General features: G+C 59.1%; 14 protein-coding genes. 5 read left to right on the forward strand and 9 right to left on the reverse strand.

Annotated elements, in window-relative coordinates; genetic code table 11:
- Positions 1-38: 38 nt before the first annotated feature.
- From NZK35_RS09185 to NZK35_RS09195, 3 genes are all read left to right on the forward strand, one after another.
- Positions 39-503, forward strand: a complete 465-nt coding sequence (locus NZK35_RS09185) for a bacterioferritin (RefSeq protein WP_095736499.1) — start codon at positions 39-41, stop codon at positions 501-503.
- Positions 500-721 (forward strand): hypothetical protein, encoded by a 222-nt coding sequence (locus NZK35_RS09190; protein WP_259632237.1) that lies wholly within the window; start codon positions 500-502, stop codon positions 719-721. Before NZK35_RS09185 ends, NZK35_RS09190 begins: the two co-directional genes overlap by 4 nt.
- 188 nt (positions 722-909) lie before the next feature.
- Positions 910-2,532, forward strand: coding sequence for a PAS domain-containing sensor histidine kinase (locus NZK35_RS09195; RefSeq protein WP_259632238.1), 1,623 nt, complete (start codon positions 910-912; stop codon positions 2,530-2,532).
- On the opposite strand, the gene NZK35_RS09200 is transcribed toward NZK35_RS09195, so the two are convergent.
- Both NZK35_RS09200 and NZK35_RS09205 read right to left on the reverse strand, forming a co-directional pair.
- Positions 2,451-4,556: a methyl-accepting chemotaxis protein gene (locus NZK35_RS09200; protein WP_259632239.1), complete on the reverse strand. Its 2,106-nt coding sequence runs from the start codon at positions 4,554-4,556 to the stop codon at positions 2,451-2,453. The two genes, NZK35_RS09195 and NZK35_RS09200, sit on opposite strands and share 82 nt — an antisense overlap.
- Entirely contained in the window at positions 4,553-6,307 is a 1,755-nt protein-coding gene (locus NZK35_RS09205) for an ABC transporter substrate-binding protein (protein ID WP_259632240.1), read from the reverse strand. Before NZK35_RS09205 ends, NZK35_RS09200 begins: the two co-directional genes overlap by 4 nt.
- A gap of 202 nt (positions 6,308-6,509) precedes the next feature.
- Between NZK35_RS09205 and NZK35_RS09210 the strand changes: the two genes are divergently transcribed.
- Together NZK35_RS09210 and NZK35_RS09215 are read left to right on the forward strand one after the other, a co-directional pair.
- The gene (locus tag NZK35_RS09210; RefSeq protein ID WP_259632241.1) at positions 6,510-6,959 is read left to right on the forward strand and encodes an FKBP-type peptidyl-prolyl cis-trans isomerase; all 450 of its coding nucleotides are present in this window, start codon (positions 6,510-6,512) and stop codon (positions 6,957-6,959) included.
- A 137-nt stretch (positions 6,960-7,096) separates the two neighbouring features.
- On the forward strand, positions 7,097-10,336 hold the full coding sequence (locus tag NZK35_RS09215) for a hypothetical protein (RefSeq protein WP_259632242.1): 3,240 nt from the start codon (positions 7,097-7,099) through the stop codon (positions 10,334-10,336).
- On the opposite strand, the gene NZK35_RS09220 is transcribed toward NZK35_RS09215, so the two are convergent.
- The 7 genes from NZK35_RS09220 to NZK35_RS09250 all read right to left on the reverse strand — a co-directional run bounded on the left by NZK35_RS09220 (position 10,337) and on the right by NZK35_RS09250 (position 18,643).
- Positions 10,337-11,545: a sialate O-acetylesterase gene (locus NZK35_RS09220; RefSeq protein ID WP_259632243.1), complete on the reverse strand. Its 1,209-nt coding sequence runs from the start codon at positions 11,543-11,545 to the stop codon at positions 10,337-10,339.
- 222 nt (positions 11,546-11,767) lie between these two features.
- On the reverse strand, positions 11,768-13,195 hold the full coding sequence (locus NZK35_RS09225; protein ID WP_259632244.1) for a neutral/alkaline non-lysosomal ceramidase N-terminal domain-containing protein: 1,428 nt from the start codon (positions 13,193-13,195) through the stop codon (positions 11,768-11,770).
- A gap of 152 nt (positions 13,196-13,347) precedes the next feature.
- Complete coding sequence (locus NZK35_RS09230; RefSeq protein ID WP_259632245.1) at positions 13,348-14,481, reverse strand: ABC transporter permease; 1,134 nt, start codon at positions 14,479-14,481, stop codon at positions 13,348-13,350.
- Between the two features lie 157 nt (positions 14,482-14,638).
- Entirely contained in the window at positions 14,639-15,370 is a 732-nt protein-coding gene (locus tag NZK35_RS09235) for an ABC transporter ATP-binding protein (protein WP_259632246.1), read from the reverse strand.
- A complete protein-coding gene (locus tag NZK35_RS09240; RefSeq protein WP_259632247.1) occupies positions 15,371-16,930 on the reverse strand; it encodes an efflux RND transporter periplasmic adaptor subunit in 1,560 nt (519 codons plus the stop codon). It lies immediately after the preceding gene.
- 2 nt (positions 16,931-16,932) lie between these two features.
- Positions 16,933-17,466, reverse strand: coding sequence for a hypothetical protein (locus NZK35_RS09245; RefSeq protein ID WP_259632248.1), 534 nt, complete (start codon positions 17,464-17,466; stop codon positions 16,933-16,935).
- A 22-nt stretch (positions 17,467-17,488) separates the two neighbouring features.
- Complete coding sequence (locus NZK35_RS09250; protein ID WP_259632249.1) at positions 17,489-18,643, reverse strand: ABC transporter permease; 1,155 nt, start codon at positions 18,641-18,643, stop codon at positions 17,489-17,491.
- Positions 18,644-19,197 lie beyond the last annotated feature (554 nt).

Genomic DNA, 19,197 nt, shown 5'->3' on the forward strand with positions numbered 1-19,197 from the left:
CGAGTTTCGAGAACCTTCCTTCAACCTGAGAAACGAAAATGACGACAACACAGACGATCGAGAATTTACAGAAAGCGTTGTCCATGGAACTCACCGCCCAGCACCAATACCAACTTCACGCCTGTGTGCTGGATGATTGGGGAATGGGGCTGTTGGCGACAACGATGCGTGAAGAAATGCAGGAGGAGCTGGGGCACTCGCAGGAATACTTGCAGCGGATTTTGTTTCTCAACGGCGAACCGAGACTGGAGTTTGCGAAGTTGCCCGTGCGAGCACATTCGTTGAAGCAGATGTTTGAAATGGATCTCGCCGACGAGAAAGAAGCGATCGAGTTCTACACCTCCGCATCGTTCCGAGCGTTCGAGGACCGAGATATCGGGACCCGGCAGCTGTTCGAGAAGATCGCCTTGGACGAAGAGGGGCATATGAGTTGGTTGGAACTGCAGTTGGACCTGCTCGATCGCATGGGCGAACCGGCTTTCATCGCCAAGTACATGGAATGAGCACGATCGTGGCAGGTTTTTCTCGGGGCACTCGCCGACGTTGGTTCACCCGTTTCTGTTTTCTTCATCCGGTGATGCTGATGAGCCGACCGGTCGCGATGCAGTCGAATCTGCACAACGTGTTGTTCGTTCCCGCCGATCAAGTGATGTACGTGGCCAACGCCGACACCCCGCCGCAGAACGCCCCTACGTTCGCTTGGATCTGCGCGAACTGTTGACGTCGCTGGACGGCCGCGGGGGGGGTGAGGACGGCGACGTTTCCGTCGAACAATTCTGCTATGTTAGGGATCGAGCGGAACAGAGGTGTCGGGCGGAACAGCGGGAACCGACTTGGAAGCCTGTCGCACTTGTTTTCCGCTGATTGCCAGGCGGATTCGCACCCAAGCTACGGTGTCATCGCGCGACCATGGATGAATTAAAAAACGAAATCGAATCGCTGCGCACGCAGTTGTCTCAGTTCGAAACGGCGAACCGACCAGGCCAGCCGACGACGAGCGAGCACTATCAGTCGCAGTTGCTCGATAGCGTGCAAGAATCGGTCATCGGCACCAACCTGGACGGCGAGGTGACCTATTGGGGACGCGGCGCCCAGGAGTTGTACGGCTATACGCCGGAAGAGGTCTTGGGTAAACCCGTCACGTTTATCGTCGAGCCGGAGGAAGAGCGGGTCGAACGTGAACGCATGCGGCAGGTCTTTGAGCATGGGTCATGGAAAGGCGTGTATCAGCAGCGGCGAAAAGACGGATCCAGGTTTTGGGCATCCACGATCATCTCGCTGGTCACCGACAAGTCCGGGAACCCGACGGGCTTCATCGGAATTGACATTGATATCACCGACCAAAAGCGAGCGAACGAGGAACTCGACCAGCTGAATTTGGCGATTGAGAATGCGATGCAAGGCATTTCGCGGCTGGACCGGGAGGGGTGTTTCATCATGGTCAAGCCGCAGTACGCCGAGATGCTGGGTTATCAGCCCGACGAGTTACTCGGTCAGTCTTGGACGGTGACCGTCCCCGAGGACAGTGAACCGCTGGCTCGCGAAGGCTACGAGACGATGTTACGTGAGGGCCGTGCCACGTTGGAATGCCGCGCGCGGCGAAAAGACGGATCGGTGTTCTTCAAGCAATTGTTGTTGGTGAAAGCTTTCGATGCGCGAGGCGAGCACGACGGCCACTATTGTTTCATGAGTGATGTCACGAAACGCAAGCAGGCGGAAATTCAGCTCCGCGAAAAAGAGGCCCAGTTGGCGCATGTTTCACGGCTCTCGACGATGGGAGAGTTGGTCGCCGGCATTGCGCACGAAGTCAATCAACCGCTCTACGCGATTGCCAACTTTGCGGCCGTCGCCGAGAAGAAGCTCGAAAATCGTCCGGACGAATTGGGGCGAACGCTGCAAGAATTGAATCGTCTGATTGCCGAGCAGGCGGTGCGAGCCGGCGAGATCATCCGGCGTTTGCGAGCGTTTGTCGGCAAAACCGATGGAGTCCGTTCAACGCTGGACATGAATGCGGTGATTCGCGATGCGGTGGCAATCTTGACGCCGATGACACACGGCGCGGACGCATCGGTCCGTCTCGAATTGTCACCCTCGCCGGTCGTCGTCCATGCCGATCGCGTGCAGTTGGAGCAAGTCGTCGTCAATCTGGTTCGCAACGGACTTGAGGCGGTTGCCGGCCGCGAGGTCCGTATGATCACGGTCCGGACAGCCTTGGTCGAGTCAATGGTTCAGGTCTCGGTGGAGGACACGGGGATCGGCGTGCCGGAGCCGGAGCAGAACAAATTGTTTGACGCGTTCTTCACGTCCAAACAAGATGGGCTGGGCATGGGGTTGTCGATCAGCCGCACGATTGTGGAAAACCACGACGGCCGGATCTGGGCGACCCCGCGTCGGCAGGGCGGATTGGTGGTCCATTTCACCTTGCCGCACTCGCCGGGAGGGTCCGAAGCTCAGACCGAATGTGATGCCGGGCGAAGTCTGTCGACCGAGGCGTCGTCGGCCAACAATTCGGCCAACCGACTTCCCAGCTGATTCAAGTCTTCGGCCGAATGGGCGGTTTGGTGAGTGGCCGCCATCGCCTGCCGGGTTGTCCGATCGATCTGGTTCATCGACTCGGTGATCTGGTTCATGCTGGTCGCTTGCTGGCTGGACGCGGTCACGATCCGTGCGGCAACGCGTGAGGCTTCCCCGACCATGGTCACCAACGCTTCGATCGTTTGCTCGGCTTTGACCACGACACCGCTGGCATCGCCGACCGATTGCGTGCCCTGTTCGGTCGCCAGCACCGCGTGGTTGGTGGCATGCTGAATCTCGCTCAAAATCTCGCGGATCTGGCCGGTCGATTGCCTGGCTTGTTGGGCCAGCGATTTGACCTCCGCGGCGACGACCGAAAACCCCTTGCCGGCTTCGCCCGCCCGGGATGCTTCAATGGCCGCATTGAGCGCCAGCAGATTCGTTTGGTCGGCGATTTCGTTGACGGTCGTGATGATTTCCCCGATCGCTTGGGCGCGTTCGGCCAGCATCAGAATGCTGTCGGCGGTCGATTCGACCCGTTCCCGCACGTTGTTCATCGAAACCCGGGTGTCTTCAATCGCCTTGCGTCCCGAGCGTCCGACTTCGTCGGCTCGCCGCGAGGCTTCGGCGACCTCGTTGGCCAAATGCATGGATTCCTGGGCCGTTCGGGCGGCTTCTTCCACGGCTGAAGACGTTTGCGTGACCGCGCTGGCCTGTTCTTCGATCCCCAGGGATTGCTGTTTCATTGTCGCGGAGATCTCTGAACTGGCGACCGACAGGTGGCTGACGGTTTCCCGAATCGCTTCAAACAAACGTGTGCGTTCCTGTTCGTCTTGTTTGCGACGTTCGATGTCTTGAAGCGTGGCGATAAAAATTCTTTCTCCTGAAAACTCCATCTGGGTGACGCGCAGCGCGATGGGGACCTGACGACCCTGTTTGTCCACGCCGTAGGCTTCACTCTCGTCGCCATGGCGATCGGATCTGCTGGATCGGCCTGCGCCCGCGGCGGTGGCGGTGGCGGTGGCGTTCGAAGCGGTGGCGCGTCCGTTGAGTTGAAAGCTGGGGATGATGGCGGTGACCGATTGCCCACGCAATTCCGAAGCCCGATAGTTCAACAGCGATTCGCAGGACGCGTTGAGCGACTGAATGGTGCCCGTGGCATCGGTCGTCAGGATGCCATCGGCCGTCGAATTTAAAATCGCTTGGGTGCGTTTCTCGGCCACGTCCAGTTTTTCCATCGCCGCGTGCATGTTCCCGATCATCGTGTTGAAGGCATGGGCGAGCGCGCCGAGTTCGTCGTTGGAATGGACATCAATGCGTTCGTCCAGTGCCTCGCCGATCGTCGCACTCGACGCGTGCTCGGCGATCTTCGATGCCGTCTTCTTCAGCGTTTCGATCGGACCGACGATCCTGCGGGTGGTGATGAAACCGAATCCGCCGATCAGTGCGGTGACGATCACGATTGCCAAGATGAACACGAGGAAGGCATCGTCGGCGATTTCGCCGGCCGACTGATTGACGGCTTCGGCGTCGGCGATGATCGCCTGCTGCCAACCCTGCACGTGGTCGTTGACCAGCTGGAATTGATCGTTTTCCGCACGGATCGCATTGATGAACGCCTCCTCTCGGTATCCGCCCATGACCTTATCGACGGTGAAATCTTTGATCTCGCGGTAGTCCTCCCAGCTGGCGCGGAGGTTCTGGAACGCTTCCTTCTCACGTCGGCTGTTCGCCGCAAGGTCCCACTGGTTGAACGTCTGGTCCAGCCGATTGGTCAGCAATCGCTGCTCGTCGTTGAGTTGCTCTTGCAGTTCCAAATTCGGCGCCATCACCATCGTCAGCGTCAGTTGCCTGAGTTCGCTGAGCGGATCGGTGATGTTCAACGCGACCTTTTGAAACTGTTCGGCCGACAAGCGAACACGGTCGACCGAATCGTGAATTCTCTTGTTGCTGACGATCCCGAAGATGCCCACCGCACAGAACGCGACGACGGAAATCCCGACCAGCAGCAACAGTTTTCCCAGTACGCCTCGGTTTTTCATGGGCTCTCTCCGGCGTCGAATTGAATGCGTGTCACTTCCATCGGCTCTTTTCTTGCTTCCGGGTAAGCCCCCTTGCGGACCGACCAGTGTTGGTCGGTCACCTGGATTTTCCACAGCGGATAGCAGGCCATGCGATACGGTTTGAACCCGACCTCTTTGTTGACCGCAAAGACATTGTTCGGCGTTGGTACGAACAGCATGTAGGCCTGGTCGTAGACGCGTTTGACGATTTTGTAGGTGATCTCTTCGAATCCCGGATCTTCGACACTCGCCTGGAACATTTCTTCGATGTAACCATCCAGGACGGGGTCCGGAAAAATCGTGCTCCAAACGTTGTGCGTCCGATAGACGAGAAAGGCGGTGAAGGGATGGTTGAAAAACCAGTCGTCGTTGCCCCAAACCAACAGATCCCATCGGACTTCGTTTTGATCTTGATTGGTCGTCAGCAACGGATCAAAGATTTCCTTTTCGCTTTTGACTTCCTCGATGTCCAACGTGACGCCGACGTAGCCCAGTTGAGTTTCGATGCTGCGCCACAAATCCATGTAGCGGTTTTGCGTCAGGACTTTGAGACGCAGCCCGTTGAGCCGCCGTTTCAATTGAGCTCGCTTGGCGGCATCGTACGGGTCTTCTAATTCGGAGTACGGTTTCAACAACTGGGTGGCTTTTCGCATGCCGGGAAAGAAGGGTGACGCCTGGGTCGGAGACAACGTGGCTTCACGATCGAAGACGAAGTGCCAAAGGTTGCGTTGGTGCAGGGCTTCGTTGAGTGCGCGGCGGACGTCGACCTCCAACAGCTTGGGATTGCCGTTGATCAGGTTCATGTGGATCGCGATGTTGTTTGTCGTCGGCGAGGTGACGAGTTTGGCGTACGGGGACAGGATCGTGTCGACTTTGTATTCCGGCGGGATGAAGGCGATGTCCAGCTCGCCCTCGGTTTCCAAGACACTGTTCTTCGCCAGCCGACTGTCCAATTCCGTGAACACGGTGATCGTTTCGATTTTGGGATAACGCTGGTCCCAATAGTTCGGGTTCGCTTTCAGGACGGCTTTGGGGGTTTGGCGATCGCCTTCGACAAAACCTTCGGTCAAGATGTAGGGGCCCAGGCCGTAGGGTCCGGGAGCGGAGAGATTGGGGCAGGTTGCTTTTCCGTTCCATCCGTTGAGCTTCAAGTACTCGTCGCTGTAGAACTGCATCCAGATCAGATCGTTCATGAAACAGCCGTATTTTTCTTTCAGGAAAAACCGGACCGTGAACTCGTCGATTTTTTCGCAGCGGTCAAAGACCTGGTCGATCTTGCTGTACAACGTCGGAGCCCGTTTGAAGGCGTCCATGTTCCTGACCACCGCGTCGGCATCGAATCGCGTCCCATCCTGAAACTGAACGCCTTGGCGGAGTTTGAATTCGTAGGTGGTGTCGTCGATCTGCTCATGCGACACCGCCATGTCGTAATCCCAGCCCCGGGCATTGTCGCTGGGTTTGATCATCGCACCGTTGATGGCGTGCGAGATGTAGATGTAGGGCAGACTGGGAATGAAAACTTTGACGTGCGAGCCGGGGACCAGGCGGTCCACGAACCGCTGGCTGGCGTCGTCGGCTCTTAACCTGACCGGGTGGATCCGTTGCCGCGCCGCCGGCTGACCGAGTGCCTGCTGACCGAGTGCCTGCTGACCCAGCGGCCCGGGAACCCAAATCACAGCCATCAGGGTGCACAGCACCCCGATGCGATTTTCCAAGGTTGATGAACTCATTGGAGCACCTTTGGTTCGTGGGACACGCACTCCTCAGTGTTTATGATAGCTGCTGGCGGTATCGGGTGATGCGATTTCTAGCGGGCTTGTGAAAGGCTTTCCCGTGAATCTATGCTTTGACCGGCCCGACGGCCGTTCCCCCTGCGTGCCCGAAACGGTCGCCTTTTTAATGCTTTTGAAACTCTCGTCAGGATCGCACACCATGCACACCACTGGGATGTCTCGGGTCGGCTTACTTTGCATGGCTCTCTGTTTGGCGACCGGATGTTCCGGATTGATGCCCGGTCCGGGGCCGGCCGACGCGGACGCGCCTCAGGAATTGACGACGACGAAATCAGGGCTGAAGTATCGGGTGCTGCGTCGGTCGGACGGAAAGCGAGCCCAGGCGGGCGGTCATGTGCGTGTCCATTACTTGGGTAAATTGGATGACGGAACCGTCTTCGACAGCTCTTACTCCCAGGGAGAGCCGGTTATTTTCTCGCTTCAAAAAGTCGTCCCGGGATTTACCGAAGGCTTGCAGTTGGTCGGTGAGGGCGGAATGATCGAGTTGGAGATTCCACCGGAATTGGGCTACGGCAAGGACGGCCGCGCGCCCATCATTCCGCCCAACGCCACACTCCATTTTGTCGTGGAAGTGATTCGCGTCTTCTGAACGCGCGATTTAGCAATTCCGAGGATTTTCGCACACGAGGCAGTTCGCCATGGGCTCCCTGATCCCATAGGCTGAACCGTCGCGAATGAGCTTTTGGCTCACGACTCAAGTTGCATCTCATCCCAGGAACCGCTGTCATGTGCCACCGAACACTCCAATCCTGGCCAATCGGATCTCGATTTGTCGCCTGTCTGGTCACGCTGCAGTTGTTGACGGTTTCGGGCAAGGCCGAGGCCGTCGTCGGTGACACGTCACATTGCCAGATCGCCGACGGCCCACTGCATGCCTACGTCGGGACCGTTGCACTGCCGGCCGATGGCCTGTGGCGAATACGGGCGCCCGAATCCCACGCTGCTGTCCGCGAGTTGTACCTCATGCCGACCGAACCCTCGCGGCTGCGACAGCTGGGCAAGCGGATGTATGCGGCGTTGGAAGAACGTCAAATCCGTAACAGTCGCTGGCAGGTGCAAATGGGGTTCGAGGCCTGTCGTCAGTACGCCCAGGACGGACAGGGCGTGGGACCAGGTTCGATCGCGGACTTGGCCAAGGACAAGCGATGGGACTACGTTGCACAGCGTTGGGATACCGCCAATTACCGGATGGAGGAGCTAGCCGATTTCATCGACAGCGAGCCGCTGGAAGGCCCCTTTGTTCATCTGATCCCCGAAGTCCGATTCCAGTTTTCCACGTCTCAGCCGAAGCAGCGCCGAACTGTCGCGCGTGAAAATCGATCCGTCTTGGCATTCGAATTGCGGCCGTTTGTTGACGACGGAAAACACTGGGTGCTGTACACCGATGGTCAATGCGAACGTGTCACCATCGACCCGCAATTGATTCAAACCCGGCAGGTGGAGATTCGCCCGATCATCAACCGCGACAGCGCCAAGCTCGCCGCCGAGCAACCCAATTTGCAGTACCGATTGGTGCTGGTGTCCGGCGAACCGATCGGTCGATCGCTGGAACTGCAGGTCGACAATCAGGTGCTGAACACGCAGCAGACGATTCGGTGGGACGCCACAAACGGATCCGAGTCGTCCTACGCGGACCTTCGCCAGCTACTGGTCGACGCCAGAAAATTTGCTTGGAGACCCTACGCGATCGCAGCCGACGGGGGCGTCTTGCAGGTTTGGGATCAGGCGGGGCAGACCGCTCAGCCAGACGCCGACCCGCAACGCAGTCTCTCGACGTTTTCCGTCTTGGGAGGCCGCGCCGCCATCGAAGAAACCCTGCAACTTCAACAGCTGCGCGCGACCGATTCGGGCCAAAAAGCGACGATCGATGTGGATTCACTTTCGGGTGTCGAAGTCAAATCGCATCCGTTTGAAAAAATGTTGGACGGACAACCCGGCGGCAGTCTCGACATGGCCCGCTGTGTGCCGCCGGATCGTTTCTTTGTTTACGTCGGTAAACCCGAGTCGATTTCGGCGTTGCTGGATACCGGCGCACCCTTCATTGCCAGCATCGGTACCACGCTGACGGGCAATTGCCTTCAGTACAATCTGCAATCGCGTTATCTCGCCCGGCTGGGGATGACCCGAGATTGGGTGGATGCCGTGTTGACGTCTGGTCTGACCAGTGAGATGGCGCTGTTCGCACCGGATCTGTTCTTCATCGATGGCACCGATGTGACGATCGTGGCGCGATTGAGACAGCCACAACGGTTGCGGCAGCTGCTGGGACTGCTCGGCGCATCGGATCTGGGCACCGAGTCCGTGATGGAGTTGCCCACTCAATCGGGCGCCCCTGCGTATTTCGCCCTCCGAGACGACCTTTTGTTTGCCAGCACCCACCGCGGTGAATTGCAACAAGCGATCGACCTTCACGCGCGAGACGGTGCGGACAGTCTCGGGGCGAGCGCGGAGTTTCGCTACATGTTGACGCAATTGCCGGTCAACGAAGAAACACGTTTGTATGCGTATCTGTCTGATCCGTTCGTGCGACGACTGGTGGGGCCGCGCGTAAAGATCGGTCAACGCAGGCGGGTGATCGCCAAGGCCGAGATGGAGGCACTGACCGCCCAGGTCATGCTCGCTCGATTGGATGGTCATGCCAACATTGATTCTCTGCCCGCCCTCGTGGAAAGCGGACACCTTCCGCAAGGCTGGCAGCGTGAGGACATGATGGTCGACGCAAACGGACTGGTGCGCAGCGAGCACTATGATTCCTTGCCTCGCATGCGGACGTTGCCCGAAGTTCCCCTGGGCAAAGTGACGCCTGCCGAAGCGGAGGCGTATGGTCAGTATGTCGAAAACTACTCCCGGTATTGGCGCCGCTTTTTCGATCCGATCGCGATTCGATTGGATGACGTCGGTCGCGATCAACTGGAGCTGTCCACGTTCATCCTGCCGCTGGTCGACAATTCGATCTACAACGGGCTGAAGATGTTCATGGCGCACCAAGACGACCAGACCACGCTGCGTGTGCCGATCGTTGAACCGACGCCGGTGCTGCAGTTTTCGGTGAATCTAAAAGACATGGCATGGCAGGTGGTGGCCGGGAATTTCTCGGAGTTCTTCACACGCTATTCCGGTGCAAGCCCGGCGATGCTGGACGATTTTGGCCCCAGTGTCCACGTCGCAGTCTTTGACGCCGATCCGATCATCGCGATGGGTAGTGGCGACATCTTCGGTGCCTTCGGCGGCAATGTCCTGCGGGGCGGCGGCAACGAAATGATGATGATCCCCGTCGCGCTTTCCATGTTGACGCGTCCCTGCAGCATTCTGGTCGAAACGAAATCGCCCGAGCGGACGTCGCAATACCTGCGTCAAGCAGCTTTGGCCGGGATCTCAAGCGAACGCCGTGACCGCAACTTCCGCGCTTCGTTCTATCAAGTCGGAGATCGGGACGAATGGGTTTGGACGATGGACGTGTTGGGCGTCGTGAAGCTGCGGTATGGCGTGGAAGTGGTCGACAATTATTTGGTGATTCGCAACATCCCCTGGTCCAGCGACGATCGCGTGGTCAGTGTCGCGCCGGCTGATTTAAATGCCGCCCTGCTGCAGGTCTCGCCGTCGGCTTGCAAAGCACAACTGCCGGGGCTCTTCGCCGCCGCGTCGGATGCCAATCGCCAAGCCGTCATGTCCGGCTTGGGACGGCTCTATCCCTTCATGCTCAGCGGATCAAAGAGTGTGCAGCAGGCGGCGGCGGAACATCAACGACTGTACGGGTTCTATCCCCGGCAACTGGATGGTGACCAATGGCGTTGGACCGATTTCCGAATGGTCAGCGACAACTACGGCGAACCGACCCGGCAGCGTCAACCTGCGTTCGACCCGCAGCAGCCCTTCGGGTTGATGAACCGGATCGATTCGATCCAGCTGAACATGCAATTCGAGCAGGACGGGCTTCGCAGCAGCGTCCGCTGGCGATTGCGTTAATCATTGCCCTGATTCGCTCAGCTTTGCCATCGCTTCGGCAAATCCCTTGCCGATCTGTGCCATGATTTTGGCAGAACCATTGTAGTGGTACTGGGCGTTGGAGCTTCCTTTCAAAATTTCCAGCTCGCGTGGCGTGTAGAGTTCTTCTCGGAACTTGTCCAAGGCCTGTTCGCGTTGCTGGCGGCTGAGGCTGGGGTCCTTGTTCAGTTCCTGGGACTTCGCCTTGAGCTTGCCGCCACGTTCCTTTAGTTCGTCCAGTTCGGCGTCCCAGTAGTTTTCGGTCAGGACGGCCGCGACATTCCCCTTGAACTCCGGCAGAGCGGCCGGTGCGGCCATGGCCTTTCGAAAGCCATCGTGAGTGCTTTTGTATCGCTGCTGGCTGGGGCCGTACTTGTCGACCGGACCACCGACTCCCATCACGCCGATCACGAAAGGCATTTCGGGCGTTGATAGATCTTTGCGGACGTCGCGAATGAAGTCGGCCAGCAAGTGGCTGTAAAGATCGTAGCCACCGGGTTTGTCCCGGTTGGGATACACGTCTCGGGCGACCATGTCGTTCCATCCCTGGAACCAAACGAAGCCGGCGATCTCGTACCCGGCCTGCGGATCATAGTCCGGGTAGACGCGTTTGATGTCGCCGACGACTTGGTTCACGTGATCAATCATCAGCCGGTAATAGCGGCCGGTCGCCTCGGCACGGTCTTGCTTGATCTGGTCGATGTCTTTGCCCTGCTTTTGCATCGACGCCAACTGTGACTCATTGAATTCGTAAGGACCGGCGCTCGGAGGCCGGAAATCGGTGTGCAACGATTTGCCGCCCCACGCTGTCTTGATGATCAGGATCGGTTCATCGAGCTGTTTCTGCATGTAGATCCCGAAGGTCAACTCGGGTCCAATCTTGGGCTCCCGTCCCATCGCTCCATAACCGGCCGTCAATCGACCGTGGTGTTCCTGTTCGGTTCCGTCGTTGCCGATCGATGAGATCCAGACCTGGTCACAGATCCGCGGTGTTCCGTCGGGCGTTCGCATCTCGGCCAGGATCGGCGCCGTCTGAGCGTCCATGGCGAGGTGGTCAAAGGTCGAAATCTGGGCATGCCCTTGCATGTTCGACTGACCGGCAAGGATGTAGACCTTGAGCGGTTCCTTCGCAGCAACATGCAGCGTGAAGAATAGGCTCAGCGTGAGGAAGGCAATGGATCGGATTCTCATGGGAGTCAACCTTACGACTGCGGGATGTGCGGCGATGAAGGATGGGAAAATACGAACGTTCGGGCGGGCGAGGTGACGCTCGGGTGGGCACGCAGACGATTGTACTGCGTCCGTTGACGTCGCGTTGGACTCGGGAATGGACAAACTCGCTCACATCTCGTCGCGAAGCGGGTGTCAGATGCACCGCATGATCGACTGGTGCGTCGATCGATCGCGGCGGGGCTACTCGCTCCCGGATTCCGCCGCCTGCCGATGCACTTCGTCGACGATGTGGCGTTCGACCTCGGGCGACCAGTGGGCGGGCAAGCCGTAGTAGACCATCGAGGTGCCGCCTTCGTAGCCACCTTCTTGCAACACCCGCCGCGAGGGGATGTAGGCCATCACGTCGTTGGCGTAACCCGCGATCCACGACTGTTGCCCGCGTAATTCGCTTTTCAAACGCAGCGCGTAATCGACGACGACTTCGCCGCCAAGAAAGACCATGTCGATGTCGTCACCCAACGTCCAACTGCCGACGGCATAGGGATACGTCTGCGCCAGCGTCTCGCCGCGATCGAGTTGCTCGAGCAGCATCTGTGCCCGGGCCACCTCCCATTTGTTCTTTGATCGCGAGTATGCTTCGATCTGCTGACGCGACGGAAGCGTTCCCAACGGCAGGTCGATCTCACGAAAATCCGATTTCAGCTTCGGGGAAAGTGGCTGCATCTGGATCGTCATCAACACCGTTTCCACGGCCGTCGCGAGTCGTCGCCCATAGTGTTCGGCGAGTTCAACGGTTCGACGCGGCAGCGGATTTTGATCCGCACCACAGCCCGCCCAGAACAGCGCGATCGAATCGGGATGCGATGCTTCCAAAGCCGCACAGGCGAAACCGGGGTAGTCGCCCGACCAGGAATAAACGCCCAACACCGTCGCGTGACAGGCATAGCCGAAGACCACGCTGATGAGTTTTCCTTGGCGGTCCCTGACCGCCAACACCGGGACATCATGATCCACGGGACCTTTCAATGTCCCTTCCCGCCGCCACTGCGGAACGTTGCCTTCGGGTCGATTTTCACGCCGATTGGTCGCAAAGGTCGCTGTTCCGGTTCCCCAGGAGAGTGCGGCCGGTTGTCGCCGCACGAATGCATCATCGACGGCGGCCAGGATTTGGTGTCGCAGACGCTCCTCGTACGCTTCGATCCTCTTCTGTTGTTCCGAATCGACGATCAGGTAGTGCAGCGGTGCGAGGTTCCGCTTGAGCGCCGGGCCGGTATGCGTGTGTGAACAGCAGATCGCAATCTGCGATCGATCGAGTTGGTGGACGCTCTGGATCTGGTCGGTGATCGCCATCGCCAGTTCACGATCGATTCCGACCAGATCCAACGTGATCAGCACGGCTTGATTGCCCGACGCGTCTTGCAGCACCAGAGCCTTGGCCCACAAGTCGGTCAATTTGCCTTCCGACGGCCGGTCGCGACTGCCGTAACCGGCCATCCACATCGCATCGTCCGGCGTGATGTTCTGCTTCGCGACGCCCGCTTGCCACCCGTCGTCCGCCCCCGCGGGAGTGATCAAGAACAGCATCAAGACTGGAGCAAGGATGTAACGTTTGAGCATCGTTGATAGGTTCCATTGGACGCGTTTGTCGGTCGATTTGAGATCGAGCATTGTACCCGTAACCGGTTCTCAACGAGGGAGGGACGCGTTGACGCCACTCGTCAACAATGCGAACGACAAGTCGGAGGACAGCGCGGCGCTACTTCGGGGATCACTTCAGCGATTGCAGTATCCCGGAGGGATGTCAGCGCGTAGCCGGAGCACTAGGCTTGCCGCAACGCGTTGACGATCGGGACGCTGGCGGCCTGTACCGCCGGTGCGATTCCGGCGGCCAAGCCCACGATCACCGAGACCAGTGTACCGGTGATGGCCAGCGCCAGCGAAGGCTGAAATGAAATCGTGGCGCCTTCGGCACCGATGGCGAAGCCGCCGATTTCGAGCGCCGCCAGCGCCAGCAGCGTGCCGCTGATGCCCCCGACGACGCACAAGATCGTGCTTTCGGCCAACACCAATCGCATTGCCCGCAGCGGTCGCACGCCGATCGTTTGCAGGACGGCGTATTCTTTGATGCGGTCTTGAACACTCATCACGGTCGTGGTGGCGACGAGCGACAGCACCAGGCCGACACAGGCGTATCCGAGCCAATGGGCGAAGCCGATCAAGTCGACAAGATCCGAGAGCGTGCTGGCCTGAAACGCCCCTTTGCGTCGTGTCCGCGTGGCAACGGGCCCGGATCGCAACACGGCATCGATTTCGCTGGCAACACGATCCGGATCGGCGTCGTCGGTCAACAGCACCTCGTGTTGCGTGACCAGTCCCGCCGCGTCCAGCCCGCGTGTGTATTGCAGAAACGCCAGGCTGGTGTAGATCAGGTTTTCTTCCGAGGGCACCGATGATTCAAAGATCCCGGTCACGTTGACCGAGATTTCTCCGATCGAAAACGGGTCCCCTGTCTTCAACCCGCGTCGCTGGGCAACATTGCGACCGACGATTGCGGCGTCACGCTGGGATGAAAAGGTCTGCCAATCACCATCGGTCAACGTCAGTGGCCTCGTTCTCCGGATCTGCTCCGGGTCCGCTCCTTGGAAAACAACGATGTCCAAACTGGCGCGGCAGTTATTCGTCCAAACCTGAATCGGCATCACCTCCCGCACGCCGGGAACCTCCTCGATCTTTCGCGAGTAGTCTTCGGGCAATCGGCTGCTGGTCGGACAGAACCGACTCTCTTGAAACACGATCAAGCTGCGATCAGCGTCCGCTCCCGTCGTCAGCCGATGCAAACCTTCTTGCACCGATCCGACAAAGCAGAACACGAACATGGCCACCGCCGCACCGGTCACGGTCAGCAACGTGCGTGTGCGGTGACGCCAAATGGTTTTCAGAACGTAGGTGGTCATGGTTCAATTTGGGGTGAAACGGATTTTGAGGCCCGGGCATTCCGCCTTTGACCCTGAATTCCACCGACGTGATTGGGCTCGGTGGAGAGGTAGGAAGATTTTGGAGGTAGGAAGATTTCCCAAGTCGAATGGATGGTGCATTTCAAGGCCCCGCCTCCTATCCGAACTGCTTGATCATCTCGTCGCCGTCCGTTTTTCTGGTTGGTGTTGTTCCGCTCTGTTCTAAAAACTTTCCCCGATCGAGCACCAACTGTCTGGATGCGATCGCGGCGACATCACTGTCGTGGGTGACCATCAGCATCGTGATATCGAGTTCTTTGTTCAAACGTTGCAGCAGCGTTTGCACCTGCTCGCTGGTTTCCGTGTCCAGGCTGCCGGTCGGCTCGTCAGCCACGACGACTTGGGGGTGGGCCACGATCGCTCGGGCGATCCCGACGCGTTGCTCTTGGCCGCCGGAAAGTTGGCGTGGGTAGTGATCGGCGCGATCGCTCAGCCCGACCGCCTCCAATGCCAACTCGACGCGTTGTCGACGTTGGGAAGCCGTCAGCTTCAACAGCAGCGTGGGAAGTTCCACGTTCTCGTACGCGGTCAGGACGGGGATCAGGTTGTGCGTTTGGAAGATATAACCGAGGTTTGCCGCCCGCCAATCGGCCAATTTGCTTCGCGACAGTTTCGTCACTTCCGTTCCGGCGACAGTGATCGTCCCCGAATCGGGACGGTCGATGCCGCTGACCAAGTTGAGCAGCGTGCTCTTGCCTGTGCCGCTCGGACCCATCAACGAGACGAACTCTCCCGCCTCGATGTCCAGATCGATGTGGTCTAGCGGCGTGATCGTTTCGTCGCCCTTGCGAAAACGTTTGCACACGCCGCGCAGTTCTACCAATGCCATTTATTTGATCCCCATGTTTTGATCGTCGCCTGTCACGCGAACGGGACTGCCGGGTTTCAATCCCTCCGTGCCGTTGGCGATCAGCTTGTCAGTCACGTTCAATCCCGAGCGGATTTCTACCAGTCCGTCATCGCTGGATCCGCCCAGTTCCACGGGGCGTTGGCGAGCGATTTCAGCGGCGTCCACGACCCACACCGACGGACCGGAATCACCCGACCGAACGAGCCCGTCAGGGACAAACAACCGTTCGGTTTCAGTTGTTTCGTTGATCGAATCGGCAATGACCGGCGCCAGGAACGTCGCCGTGACCAGCATTTCGGGGCTGACCGTCGGCGGCGGCTGGATCAATTCCACTTTGACTTCCAATGTGTTTTTTTGAACATTCGCGGAACTGGTGGTTTGCAGCACGCGACCTTGGATGACGTCTGCTGAGGAGGCCGTTTTGATCTGGACAGGCTGCCCCCGCGTGACCATGGGGACGTCTTCCAAGCGGACGTCGGCGCGGACTTGCAATCGATCCGGGTCGTACATCTCGATCACGGTACTCGAACTGTGACCTGCGTTTGCAGTCAATCCCATCACGCGTGTCCCCGGTGCAGCGACCAGGCGTAGCACGCGTCCGTCCATCGGCGCCCGAACGACATTTCGCCGCAACGCAAGTTCCGCCTGTCGCAATTGCAACTCGGCTTCCTCTCGCAACGCGTCGGCCGATTGCACTTTGGCATCGGCCTCTTGCAGTTGGCGTGTTTCTTCCACCAGCAGCTCAAGTTGCTGCTTGAGCGCGGTTACTTTTTGGTTGAGGGCGTCGGCTTCTCGCTGCAGGTTCGGTCCGCGTTGCCGCAATTCTTGCAAGTTCGCCAGCGAGGCGGCGTGGTCGCTTTCGGCACGCGCGATGATCCTGCCGGCGATCGCGCCCTTGGCCGAGCGTTTGCCTTCCATGCTACTGAACGTGTAGTCTACCTTCGCTTCGGCAGCTTGGATCAAGAACGGCAATTTGGCCAGCTCTGTTTGAGCTTTGGCCAACATGCTCTGCGCGTCGGCCAATTGCACCTGCAAATGGACGGGGTTGTCGAAACGTATTTGCGAGGCATCACGCTCGGCGATGGCCCGCTTGAGTTCGCCTTGCCGAATCGCCAGCACGTTCTTTGCTTGCTGGACGTTCAGTTCTGCATCGATCGAAATCAATTTGGCGATCGCTTCGTCTTTCTTGACATACTGTCCGGCGACCACCAGCAGTTCTTCGATCACGCCCGGCGCCAACGCGGGGACGCTGATCGCGGTGGGCCTGGGCTCGATCCAGCCGGGCGCTTGGAACAAAGTCGTCCCGGCTTGCTGAACTTCCGCTCGCTTGACGACCACCGGCACGACCGTGACCGCTGGCCGTGGCATCAGCCCCCGGCCCGCGGCGGCAACCAGCAGGGCGATGAACCCGCACAAGATGCCGATCGGCAAAACATACCGAGTCAACCAACGCTTGCGGCGCGGTTTGGTCGGCGTCGCGTCTTCCCGAGGCGAACGGTCGAGTGCCAGTTGGCTGAGGTCGAGCGGAGTGTTCGCCATGATTACTTGCCCGGTCGCACGAAGACTTGATTGGCCGCAACCGTCAGATTGCCTTGGTCATCGCGCTGGGCTTTGCCGGTGACGACGACGGTGGACAGTTCTTTGACGCTGAGAAACTCACGTGCATCTTGGGCCACCGGATTGCCCGAGTCGTCGACGATCTTGACGGTCGCAATGTTGTCTTTCACCGCATCCGTTTGGCAGCAGTAATCCCAGGGTGTCGGGCATCCCTCGTCGTCGGCACAGTAGGGCACCTTGGCATCCACGATGGTGAATGCGGCCAAGCCTTCGACGAATGGTTCGCTCGATCCGCCGACCAAGCCGACCAACGTGACCTGCTGGCCATCTTCGGTCTTCTCGCGTGCCTCACCGACCGGCATCGCTCCTTCGGGCTCGCTTTCGGCGGCGTACGGTGACGCCGCCGCGGCCGGGTCGGTTGCGGCTTGGCTCGGATCCGATGCGACGTCGGCATTGTCGCTGCATCCAGTGGCGAACACGAACAACGCCGCCAAACCGATGTTCAAAAACTTCTTCATCTTCAATCTCCTCGGTAAACTCCTAAACTGCTTTCAGACTCGTTGCGACTTGCAATCGCAACGCTTTCAACGCCGGGGGCAACGCGCCCAAGACGCCCAGTGACAATCCGACGCCGCAACCGATCAAGATTGCGACGCTGTCGATGCGCAACGTGAACGCACCCATCGTGAAACGCACGGCCATGCCGTTGAGCATTGTCAGCGCGATCACACCCGAGAGCAGCGATCCGGCCGCCGCCAACAAGACGGCTTCTTGGACCAGGCTGACCAGGATCGCACGTCGACGAAATCCGATCGCTTGCAGCGTCGCGATTTCACGAACCCGTCCGGCCACCGCGCCGTACATCATGTTCAAACCCGCAAAGACCCCCGCGGCGGACACCAAGACGACCACAAACCATGCCAGCAATCGAACGGGTTTGTAGTGCTGCTGTAGGGTCGCGTAGTAATCGGTCTCGCGGCTCGCACGCAGTTCCAGGTCGGTGCGTTCTTTGCAAAACAGCTTGACCTCCGCGGCCGAACCGCCCGGTGACAAGAGCATCGCCGCAAGACTCAAATCCTGTCGCTTGGTTGCCGTTTGCAAGTCGCCCAGATTGCACCAGATCTCCGACTCGTACGCCGCACCGCCGGCGGCAAAGCGACCGCTGATTCTCCATGACCGGCCTTCAAACTCGATGGTTTGGCCGACCGCCATCGCTTCGTCCGTGCTGCCCAGCTTGGCCGCTGCCAAACGCCCCACCATCACCTCACCGGCGGCGGGCCAGTCGCCACCGGTCAACTTGACCGAGCGGCGGACCAGCGGCGCGGACAGGGTGACGCCACGCACCAGTCCCAGACCTTCTTCGCCCGATTCGCTTTTGACGCGTGTCCCCAGATACAGTTCAGGCGATACATGTGTCACGCCGAACCGTTTGACCGTTCCCTGCAAACTGGCGGTCAACAACGACGGCGTCCGAGCGGCGATCGACGAGTTCTCGATGTTTTCTTCGGAGTTCACCGAATAGACCAAGACGACGTCCGGGTCACCACTGACGGACAGTGATTGCTCCATGCCGCGAACGAAACCGACGACGACGAATACCAACATCACCACCGTCGCCAAGGCGACGAGCGTCAATGCCGTCCGCACCGGCCGTCGGGCCAGATTGCGAACACCGTATTCCCAGGGTAGTAACATCAAACGAGGACTCAAACCTTGTCTTCGGTAGGTCACGCTGTGCGTGACGGTTGGCTCGTGACAGATGGCATGCACAGCATGCCCTACATTACAGACGGCATGCACAGCATGCCCTACATTTGTTCGTCCGGTTCGAGGTTGGGGCAAACGGCGAACGACGAGGGCGCAATCGTCGACTAACTCTCAGACGTTCCGTTGCTCTGGCCGGTCCAAATGCTCTGGCCGGCTCATATCAGCCAAGACTGGTGCGCTACGCGCAGATCGCGACCGCAAAGAAGTTGCCCGGCGCGGGCAAACGCGTGACGCGTCAGGAAGACCCTTTGACCGGCGAGGCAAGCGACCGTCGCCGGTGTCGGTTGTTCCCAGCTGACCAGGAGTTCCGTATCCGGCAGCTCACTATCGGTTTGAATGACGGCCCCTTCGCAGATACAGCTCTGACAATTGCACTCATCACCGCAGGGGGTGGGCAGCTCCGAGACGGGGGCTTGGTCGCAATGCGAACAGCAAGCACACGTCTCCGCCGCGCGCTCCTCGCCCACCGCCACCGTCGTTTC

Source organism: Stieleria sedimenti, from assembly GCF_025060895.1.
Classification (GTDB): domain Bacteria; phylum Planctomycetota; class Planctomycetia; order Pirellulales; family Pirellulaceae; genus Stieleria; species Stieleria sedimenti.

Coding starts and splice junctions, on each gene's coding strand:
- NZK35_RS09205 (WP_259632240.1), bottom strand. CDS start 6,307: ATGAGTTCATCAACCTTGGAAAATCGCATCGGGGTGCTGTGCACCCTG.
- NZK35_RS09215 (WP_259632242.1), top strand. CDS start 7,097: ATGTGCCACCGAACACTCCAATCCTGGCCAATCGGATCTCGATTTGTC.
- NZK35_RS09210 (WP_259632241.1), top strand. CDS start 6,510: ATGCACACCACTGGGATGTCTCGGGTCGGCTTACTTTGCATGGCTCTC.
- NZK35_RS09250 (WP_259632249.1), bottom strand. CDS start 18,643: ATGTTACTACCCTGGGAATACGGTGTTCGCAATCTGGCCCGACGGCCG.
- NZK35_RS09200 (WP_259632239.1), bottom strand. CDS start 4,556: ATGAAAAACCGAGGCGTACTGGGAAAACTGTTGCTGCTGGTCGGGATT.
- NZK35_RS09220 (WP_259632243.1), bottom strand. CDS start 11,545: ATGAGAATCCGATCCATTGCCTTCCTCACGCTGAGCCTATTCTTCACG.
- NZK35_RS09190 (WP_259632237.1), top strand. CDS start 500: ATGAGCACGATCGTGGCAGGTTTTTCTCGGGGCACTCGCCGACGTTGG.
- NZK35_RS09225 (WP_259632244.1), bottom strand. CDS start 13,195: ATGCTCGATCTCAAATCGACCGACAAACGCGTCCAATGGAACCTATCA.
- NZK35_RS09245 (WP_259632248.1), bottom strand. CDS start 17,466: ATGAAGAAGTTTTTGAACATCGGTTTGGCGGCGTTGTTCGTGTTCGCC.
- NZK35_RS09240 (WP_259632247.1), bottom strand. CDS start 16,930: ATGGCGAACACTCCGCTCGACCTCAGCCAACTGGCACTCGACCGTTCG.
- NZK35_RS09185 (WP_095736499.1), top strand. CDS start 39: ATGACGACAACACAGACGATCGAGAATTTACAGAAAGCGTTGTCCATG.
- NZK35_RS09195 (WP_259632238.1), top strand. CDS start 910: ATGGATGAATTAAAAAACGAAATCGAATCGCTGCGCACGCAGTTGTCT.
- NZK35_RS09230 (WP_259632245.1), bottom strand. CDS start 14,481: ATGACCACCTACGTTCTGAAAACCATTTGGCGTCACCGCACACGCACG.
- NZK35_RS09235 (WP_259632246.1), bottom strand. CDS start 15,370: ATGGCATTGGTAGAACTGCGCGGCGTGTGCAAACGTTTTCGCAAGGGC.